Genomic DNA, 8177 nt, shown 5'->3' on the forward strand with positions numbered 1-8177 from the left:
GATCTCAACGCTGGCAACGCTATCGGATGCTGCGGTCACTCACGAAGCTTGCTGTGCATACGCCGACCACTTCTACAGGGCTCTGACGAAACCAGCGTCAGTAGAAGTCATCCTGGCGGTCATGAGGGAGTTCCTTCGGAAAAGGCTCCGACCCCGGCGTGCTTCTGGAGACCTGCATGATCCGCGCCCTATGCTCCCTGTTTCTGCTGATCGCGCTGGCCGTGAGCACTGCGACCGCGATGGCCGCACCCGTCGCCGACGAGCAACTGCAGCAGGTCATCCTGCTCAGCCGCCACAACCTGCGCGCACCGATGGTGGCGTTCGGCGCACTCGCCAAAGCGACCCCTGAAACCTGGCAACGCTGGGACGTGGCACCGGGCGAGCTGACCACCAAGGGCGGCGTACTGGAGGTCTACATGGGCCGCTATGTGGGCCAGTGGCTGCGCCAGGCGCAATTGTTGCCGGCGTCGGGTTGCCCGCAGCCGGTTGACTTCCACGCCCATGCCAACAGCCTGCAGCGCACCCAGGCCACCGCGCAGTTCTTCGTTGCTGGCGCCTTCCCGGGCTGCCCTGCTGCGGTCGAACAGCGCACGCCGCTGGGGACGATGGATCCACTGTTCGATCCGGTGATCCATAACGATGACCCTGCCTTCCGCGCCCGCGCGCTGGCGGCAATGCAGAACGCGCTGGCGGCAGCGGATCTGGCCCCGGCACTTTCCGTGGTGGAGGAAATCACCCGTTACCCGCAGTCGGCGGCCTGTGCGGGGCGCAGCGACTGTCATCTGGTGCCGGGCGACACGACCTTCAATGCGGAGCCGGGCAAGGAGCCACGCGCTTCGGGTTCACTGGCACTGGCCAGCGGTCTGGTCGATGCCCTGCTGATGGAGCATTACCAGGGAAGTGGCGTTCCGCGCGAAGGTTGGGGCCGCTTGAACACGGAAGGCCAATGGCTGGCGTTGGTGCAAATCCGCAACCGCTACCAGAACATCCTGTTCGGAACACCCGCGGTGGCGCGTGACGTGGCCGCTCCGCTGTTGGCGCGCGTGGATGCGTCGTTCGGTGATCCGGCGTCGCCGAAGGTGATCCTGCTGGTCGGCCATGATTCCAATATCGGTTCGGTGCTGGCGGCGATAGGAATCGGTGACTACAGCCTGCCAGGCCAGTTCGAGAAGACGCCGATCGGTGGCCTGCTGCAGTTCGAGCGTTGGCGTGACCGCCAGAGCGGTGGCGAGCGGTTCCGCCTGGCCTACGTCTATCCGACCACCGCGCAGCTGCGCGATGCATTGCCGCTGACCGAGGCGCAGCCGCCGGGACGCGTCGCACTGCCCTTGCCGGGCTGTGACCGGCAGGGCTGCAGCCGTGCGCAGTTCCAGCAGCTGCTACAGCGGGCCCGTCGCTGAAACAGGGGGCTATCGCGGCGGCGTGCGCACGATGCCGTGCGTGGCCATCAGGGTAAGGTCACCGCCCAACCGCGGCGAATGGAACGGTCCGCGTGCGTGCGCGGCATCGAACAGGCCGCCATCGGGTGAGCGCAACCGGTAGAACTCGACCCATCCGCTGGCCTGCAGGGGCAGTTGTGCAACACCGGTCTGCTGGTTGAACCACGCTGGGTCCTTGCTGCCTTCGATGACGCGACGCGCCAGGCGGTCGATGGCGTGATCGCGTCTGGCGTACCAGTCCTGACCGCGCAGCCGCGCCAGCTCCGCCATCATCACCAGCGGCGTCAGCGCGTAGTCGTGGTAGTGCAGGGCACGTTGCCCGCGCGCCATTTCCAGCGGCAGGCTGCCATCGTCCTGGATGTCATCGATGCCCTTCTGGAAGGCTGCATGACCAGCCTGCCACAGGGTCTGGTCATCGGTGACCAGGCCGGTGGCCAGCACGCCCAGGCCGCCCCAGTAGTAGTGATTGTTACGGCGCCGTTTCGGGTTGTCCCAGTAGGACAGGTTGGCCCTTGCCAGCTGCTGCAGCCACGGATCGATGCGCGCGCGCTGCTGCGGGTCGGCCTGGTCATGCACTTTCAGGTAGGCCATGGCCACCGCATCGAGCATCCACTGCTGCATGTAGAACGACTGATCGTTGTTGACCCGGATCATCTGCCCGAGCATGGCGCCCTCGTCGGCCCACGCACCCAGCCAGTTCAACGTGCACTGCGCCGCTGCCGGGTCACCGCTGCGCAGATAGTCGTCGCTCATGTGCGCCACGTCGGCGGCATAGCGGTCCAGCGGCGCGGTGGCATCCTTGTTCTGCTGGTGCAGTGCCGGGTCGATCACCGAGCCGGCCTTGTCGGTGTAGTAGCCCAGGGCACGGATGTCGGGCTGGCCAGCGGGTGGCGCAGGGCACGCAGCAAAGGCACAGGCGCTGGCCAGCAGTGCGGGCAGCAGTGCAAGGCGGAGCAGAGGGAGAGACATGGATGCCGGTGGAAGGGGGAACCCGGCGAACGATGCGCCTGGCTCCGTTGCCGGCATGTGATGCGGCGATGGCGTGGCGATCCTGTGCAAACGGAACGGCCCGGGTTTGCCCGGGCCGCTCTCGTTCAACTCACACCTGCGCGATCACTCGATCGGCTGGTCCAGCATCAGCTGGCGGGCGAAACGCACCGGCGGTGCGCCGTAGGACAGCACCTGGTCGTGGTACGCCTTCAGGTTGAACTTGTCGCCCAGCTTCTCCTGCACTGCCTTGCGGGTGTCGAAGTGTTCCTGCGCACCGACGAAGTAGGTCGGCAGCTGTGCCGACGTCAGCTGCGCGCGCACCCACTTGCCGGCCGCTTCGCTTTCCTGCTGGAACGCGTCGTGGGTCATCAGGTGCATCGCCTTTTCGCGATCCCAGTTGTCCACGTGCACGCCCTGGTCGAGGATCGCGTTGGAGATGGTGCGCAGGTAGAACTTCAGCTGCACCAGGTGGAACAGCGGATCGTTGTTGAGGTAACCCTGCTCCTGCATCATGCGCTCGGTGTAGACCGCCCAGCCTTCGGCGAACAGGCCTGAACGCAACACCGCACGCAGGGTCGAGGGGAACTTGGCCGAGTGCCAGCCTTCCAGGTAATGGCCCGGAGTACCTTCATGGATGCTGAGCAGGTGGATCATGCGCGAGTTGTACTCACGCAGGAACGAGTCGACCTGTTTCTCGTTCCAGTCGTCCGGAATCGGCGACACGGCGTAGAAGGTCTTCAGGTTCTTGTCCAGCGGGCCCGGCGAATCGCAGTAGGCCACGGCCACGCCACGCTGGAATTCCGGCATCAGGATGATGTCCACCGGCGCATCGGGCAGCGTCATCAGATCGTGCTCGCGTACGAACGCGGTGGACTGCTCCAGCGCGGCCTTGGCATCGTCGACCACCTTGTCGCGTGCCGGCTTGTCGGCGTAGGCCAGTTCCAGCGCGGCCTCGATCGCCTTCTGCTGCTGCTCGTCGGTCGGCTGGGCCGGCATCTCAGGTGCATCCGGCTTGTCCTTCAGCACGGTCTGCGCGATGCCGTACATGTCCTCGCGCACGCGCTTGAGTTCGGCGCGCGCACGCTCACCGATCTCCTGGCGCGACAGCGAGGAGCTCAGCGCGAATTTCAGCTTCTGGTCGTATTTCTCCGCACCGATGCGGAAGTCGCCCTTGGCGTTCGGTACCAGGGTCTTGTCCAGCCAGGTCTGCTGCTCGTCCACGGCCTTCTTCAGGCCGTCGATGGCCGCTTGCAGGCGCTGCTGGTCGGCCTGCGGCAGTTCGCCGATGTGCGGGGTGATGAAGGTATCGACGATGCTGAGGATGCCCTTGTTCTGCTTGGCAACGGTCTCGGCGTGGATCTTCGGCACGCGGGCCGGGTCCAGGTTCTCGCGGGCCTGGGCGAATATCGCCGGCAGCTTCTCCATGCGCGCGGTGGCCGCCTTCAGGCGCTCCGGCAGCGGTGCGAACTCGCGCGCCATCAGGCCGTAGATCGCGCTGCCGGCGACGCCGTTGTACAGCTGCGGGTCCCACTTGCCGGACTGCAGCACTTCGGCGTTCCAGATTTCCGACTGCAGCTGGTTGCGCAGGATCGCTGCGTCCACCTGGTTCTCACGGCCCAGCTTGGCCACCGCGATCTTGTCCAGCTCGCCCAGCAGCGCCTTGTAGGCGGCCACGGTCTTCTGCTGGCCGGCGGCACTCAGGTCGTCCAGCTCGCTGTCGTAGCGGTGGTCACCGATCTGGGTGGCGCTGACTGGCGACAGCTGCATCCAGGTGTCCAGCGCGCGCTTGGACAGATCGGCGAAGGCGGCGTCGACCGCCGCGTCACCGGCCTGCTGGCTGGCGGCCGGGGTGGAAGCATTGGTCGGGGCGTCGGCCGGCTGGCAACCGGCCAGCGCGGCGACCAGGGCGAGGGCAAGAAGATGCGGGCGCATCGGCATTCCTGTACGGGGTCAAACCCTGAGCATAGGGCCCCGTCGCTGCTTTGTCCCCGTGCCATAGGATTACCATGGGCGGATTCAAGGACCCTCCAAAGGAGCGCAGGACATGGAATACCAAGGAAGCTGTCATTGCGGCAGGATCGCATTCACCGTACAGGCCGAGGCGCCGATCAGCGACGTCATCGACTGCAACTGTTCGATGTGCCGGCGTCGCGGCAGCCTGCTGTGGTTCGCCCCGCGTGCGGCGTTCCAGCTGGCCACCGATCCGGCTGACGTGGCCACCTACCACTTCAACAAGGCCCACATCGACCACCACCACTGCCGCGAATGCGGTATCGCGCCCTACAGCGAAGCGGTCGACCCTCGCACCGGCACACCGATGGTGGCGGTGAACGTGCGCTGCGTGCCGCAGGTGGATCTGGCTGGCCTTTCGGTGACCTCCTACGACGGAGCGGCACTGTGAGGCCGGTGCGAGCGTGGACGCGCAGGGCGGCGCTGCCGGTACTGCTGCTGGCGCTGGGCGCCTGCGCCAAGCAGGGCGACATGGTGGGGGATGCGGGCGCCACGGCCGCGGAGGCGGCCATCGCTTCGCCGGAAGGCGCCTTCCTGGCCTACGAACACGACGTGCAGGTGCAGCTGGAAGCGGCGCAGATCGCACCGCGCATCCAGCAGATCGCCCAGGCCTGCCAGAGCGCGAAGTTCGGTGACTGTGCAGTGTTGCAGGTCGAGCAGCACGGCGGCGAGCAGCCCAGCGGTGAAGTGAAGGTGCGCATCGCCCCGAAGGGCACCGAGCCGCTGATCGCGATGGCTGGTGAAGGCGGCAAGCTGCAGTCCCGCAATACGCGCGCCGAGGATCTCGCGCAGGCGGTGGCCGACACGGCATTGACCAAGGCGCGGCTTGAAAAGGAGCACGCCCGCCTGCTGTCCTACCAGGACCGCAAGGACCTGAAGGTCGAAGACCTGATGGCGATCACCACGCGCCTGTCGGAGATCGAGGCGGGTGTCGAGCAGGCCAACAAGGACGCCGCGCAGCAGCGTCGGCGCATCGATACCCAGCTGGTGGCGATCCACTTCGACACCACCTCTGGCCAGCGCAGCCGCAGTGAGATCGGCGAGGCGCTGAGCGAGTCGGGCAGCATCCTCAGCACCAGCATTGCGTTCCTGATCCGCGCTGCTGCCGCGCTGCTGCCGGTGGCGGTGCTGGCCTTGATCGCGGCCTGGGGTGTGCGGGCATGGTGGCGTCGCCGCCGTCGCAAGCTACCGCCCAACCCCTGAGATGAAGGCCGATGCCGGCCGTCAGCCGGCATCAGCCCTCGTCGGTCTCGTACTCGACGAACACATCGAGCTCCAGCGCCAGTTCCTGCACCGCATCGCGCACCTTCTGCGCGGTGCTTTCATTGCCGACTTCCACTTCCAGCTCGTGGATGCCCGGGCCGATGTCATCGGACAGCCCGGCCGAACTGGAATCGTCGTCGTCCATGTGCGGCATCAGGTCGTCGGTTTCTTCGACATGTTCGATGCCGTCCAGGCCGAGCAGCAGGTCGCTGATGGCGCGGGCGTCGTCTTCGGTTCCGGTGATGCGCAGTCGCAGCATGGCCATGGCATAGGTACGTTGTGGGTTCGCCAGCAGCCTAGCCAGCGTGAGGCAAAGAACGGGTGAGGGCGCAGTCAGGCGTGCGTTGCCGGCCGCCCGAGCAGGCTGTCCGGCAATGCCGGGATCGGCGTGCGCTCGTCCTGCGCCTGTTCCAGCAACCAGTCGATGAACAGGCGCGCAGCCGGGCTCGGCGGTTGCCCTTCTGCGTGCACCACGTGATAGGCATAGCGCGCCTTCAATGCCGGGCCGGGCAGGCGTACCACCTCGTAGCGCTGCAGGTAGGGCTGGGCGATGTGGGTGCGCGCCAGCACCGCGCCCATGCCATACACCGCTGCACGCATCGCGTCGGTGCTGTCGGCGAAGGTGTGCATCGGCGGCATCGGCGACGGCGGGCGCGCGCCGGCGTGGCGGAACCAGTCGCGCCAGCCCTGCGGCGACAGGTCGGTCAGCAGCGGCAGCTCGGCGATGCGCGCCGGATCGACCAGCATTTCGACCCCGGCTAGTGCCGGTGAGGCCACCGGGAACAGGTAGTCATCCATCAGGTGCTGCGCACGCAGGCCCGGCCATTGGCCCAGCCCGTAGCGGATGCCGACTTCCGGTCCGTTGTCGTCGTAGCGATCCAGCCCGCTGCCGGTGTGCAGCTCGATGCGGATGTGTGGATAGGCCTGGGTGAAGCGTGGCAGTCGCGGCAGCAGCCAGCAGTACGAGAGCGAGCGCAGCGTGGTGATCCGCAGCGGCACGCTGTCGGCATCCGGTTGCAGGTGATGGGCCACCGCCGCGACATCGGTGAAGGCGGCGCTGGCGGCGTCGGCCAGCTGCCGACCCTCGGCGGTCAGGCGCACGCCGCGGGCGTGGCGCAGGAACAGGCGAACTTCAAGTACTTCTTCCAGGCGGCGCACGTGGTGACTGACCGCGCTGGCGGTCAGGTGCAGCTCCTGCGCGGCCTGGGCGAAATTCTGGTGGCGTGCGGCGACCGCGAACACGGCCAGTGCGGGGAGCAGGGAAGGACGGAGCAGCATGTCGAGCCTCAAACCATATTTGTGGCTGACAGCGATACTACGCGCTTGTGCGGCGGGCGTCTGCGCCTGATCCTGTCTGCCTTGGCGAGGAACAGACGATGGACGGAGGCAGGACATGAATGCGATCCCACAGGCGGCCGAGCGCGACTGGCGCACGCCGCTGGAATTGACCCTGCTGGGCGCCATCTGGGGCTGCTCGTTCCTGTTCATGCGGGTGGCGGTGCCGTCGTTCGGCCCATTCGCGCTGGTCGAGGTACGGCTGGTGCTGGGCGCGCTGGTGCTGCTGCCGTTCCTGTGGCGCGCCCGCGCGCAGTTCCCGCCGCGGCGCTGGCTGTGGTTGGCACCGATCGGCCTGATCAACTCAGCGCTGCCGTTCGTGCTGTTTGCCTATGCCGCCGAGCAGGCGCCGGCCGCGATCGGTGCGATCTGCAATGCGATGACGGTGCTGTTCGCCGCGCTGATCGCGTTCCTGTTCTTCGGCGAGAAGATCGGCATGCGTCGTGCCGGGGCGCTGCTGGTCGGCTTCGCCGGCGTGGTGGTGCTGGCCACGGCCAAGGTCTCCGGCCTGAGCATCGGCACCGCAGTGCTGGCCGGTGCGGCGGCATCGCTGCTGTACGGCCTGGGCGTGAACCTGGTGAAGCGGCACATGACCGGGTTGCCGTCGGCCGCCGCCGCGGCGGCAACGCTGTCGTGCGCCTCGCTGTGGATGCTGCCGATGGCGGTCAGCCACTGGCCGCAGGCGGCGATTCCGTTGAAGGCCTGGGGCGCGGCGATCGCATTGGGTGTGGCCTGTACCGGGCTGGCGTTCCTGATGTTCTATCGCCTGATCGGTCGTATCGGCCCGTCGCGCGCGTCGACGGTGACGTACCTGATTCCGCTGTTCGGCGCGGCGTTTGCGTGGTTGTTCCTGGGCGAGGCGGTGACGGTACAGATGTTGGTGGCGGGGGCGTTGATTCTGGGGAGCGTGGCGGTGAGTCAGAAGGGCTGAGGCGTTGGCGTTTTGCGCGTGGCGCGTGCTGAAGGTGCTTCATTGTTCATGGGCGTCACTTTTCTTTTCGCGCGAAAAGAAAAGTAACCAAAAGAAACGCGCCGCCAGGTCGCGAGCCGCCGCGCTTCGCACGTCGGTCCCCTGCGCTTCTCGGTGAATCAGGGGACGGTGCCGAACTCGCTGCGCTCAGACATCGGCACCTCTTCGCC

The 8177-nt window shown here is 66.9% G+C and carries 8 protein-coding genes; 4 read left to right on the plus strand and 4 right to left on the minus strand.

Translation table 11 applies throughout. The features are described 5' to 3' along the window. Window positions 1-176 precede the first annotated feature (176 nt). Entirely contained in the window at window positions 177-1400 is a 1224-nt protein-coding gene (gene agp / locus ABGA94_RS15380; protein ID WP_111127916.1) for a bifunctional glucose-1-phosphatase/inositol phosphatase, read from the plus strand. Window positions 1401-1409: 9 nt separating this feature from the next. Here agp and ABGA94_RS15385 read toward each other — a convergent pair whose 3' ends face one another. Together ABGA94_RS15385 and ABGA94_RS15390 are read right to left on the minus strand one after the other, a co-directional pair. Beyond that, window positions 1410-2408, minus strand: a complete 999-nt coding sequence (locus ABGA94_RS15385; RefSeq protein WP_111127915.1) for a polysaccharide lyase — start codon at window positions 2406-2408, stop codon at window positions 1410-1412. A gap of 144 nt (window positions 2409-2552) precedes the next feature. Beyond that, complete coding sequence (locus ABGA94_RS15390; protein WP_329846429.1) at window positions 2553-4361, minus strand: DUF885 domain-containing protein; 1809 nt, start codon at window positions 4359-4361, stop codon at window positions 2553-2555. Between the two features lie 112 nt (window positions 4362-4473). Here ABGA94_RS15390 and ABGA94_RS15395 point away from each other — a divergent pair, with 112 nt between their 5' ends. Together ABGA94_RS15395 and ABGA94_RS15400 are read left to right on the plus strand one after the other, a co-directional pair. Continuing rightward, a complete protein-coding gene (locus ABGA94_RS15395) occupies window positions 4474-4830 on the plus strand; it encodes a GFA family protein (protein WP_072166825.1) in 357 nt (118 codons plus the stop codon). Continuing rightward, on the plus strand, window positions 4827-5642 hold the full coding sequence (locus ABGA94_RS15400) for a DUF4349 domain-containing protein (protein WP_005415830.1): 816 nt from the start codon (window positions 4827-4829) through the stop codon (window positions 5640-5642). Before ABGA94_RS15395 ends, ABGA94_RS15400 begins: the two co-directional genes overlap by 4 nt. Before the next feature lie 31 nt (window positions 5643-5673). On the opposite strand, the gene ABGA94_RS15405 is transcribed toward ABGA94_RS15400, so the two are convergent. Both ABGA94_RS15405 and ABGA94_RS15410 read right to left on the minus strand, forming a co-directional pair. Next, on the minus strand, window positions 5674-5967 hold the full coding sequence (locus tag ABGA94_RS15405) for a hypothetical protein (protein WP_005415831.1): 294 nt from the start codon (window positions 5965-5967) through the stop codon (window positions 5674-5676). A gap of 68 nt (window positions 5968-6035) precedes the next feature. Next, complete coding sequence (locus tag ABGA94_RS15410; protein WP_069138003.1) at window positions 6036-6980, minus strand: LysR substrate-binding domain-containing protein; 945 nt, start codon at window positions 6978-6980, stop codon at window positions 6036-6038. Between the two features lie 115 nt (window positions 6981-7095). Between ABGA94_RS15410 and ABGA94_RS15415 the strand changes: the two genes are divergently transcribed. Next, entirely contained in the window at window positions 7096-7968 is an 873-nt protein-coding gene (locus tag ABGA94_RS15415) for a DMT family transporter (protein ID WP_375367715.1), read from the plus strand. The last annotated feature ends 209 nt before the right edge of the window (window positions 7969-8177 follow it).

The sequence above is a fragment of the Stenotrophomonas sp. 3diitr2024 genome (assembly GCF_042136455.1).
Classification (GTDB): domain Bacteria; phylum Pseudomonadota; class Gammaproteobacteria; order Xanthomonadales; family Xanthomonadaceae; genus Stenotrophomonas; species Stenotrophomonas sepilia.

Coding starts and splice junctions, on each gene's coding strand:
- agp (WP_111127916.1), top strand. CDS start 177: ATGATCCGCGCCCTATGCTCCCTGTTTCTGCTGATCGCGCTGGCCGTG.
- ABGA94_RS15385 (WP_111127915.1), bottom strand. CDS start 2,408: ATGTCTCTCCCTCTGCTCCGCCTTGCACTGCTGCCCGCACTGCTGGCC.
- ABGA94_RS15390 (WP_329846429.1), bottom strand. CDS start 4,361: ATGCGCCCGCATCTTCTTGCCCTCGCCCTGGTCGCCGCGCTGGCCGGT.
- ABGA94_RS15395 (WP_072166825.1), top strand. CDS start 4,474: ATGGAATACCAAGGAAGCTGTCATTGCGGCAGGATCGCATTCACCGTA.
- ABGA94_RS15405 (WP_005415831.1), bottom strand. CDS start 5,967: ATGGCCATGCTGCGACTGCGCATCACCGGAACCGAAGACGACGCCCGC.
- ABGA94_RS15410 (WP_069138003.1), bottom strand. CDS start 6,980: ATGCTGCTCCGTCCTTCCCTGCTCCCCGCACTGGCCGTGTTCGCGGTC.
- ABGA94_RS15415 (WP_375367715.1), top strand. CDS start 7,096: ATGAATGCGATCCCACAGGCGGCCGAGCGCGACTGGCGCACGCCGCTG.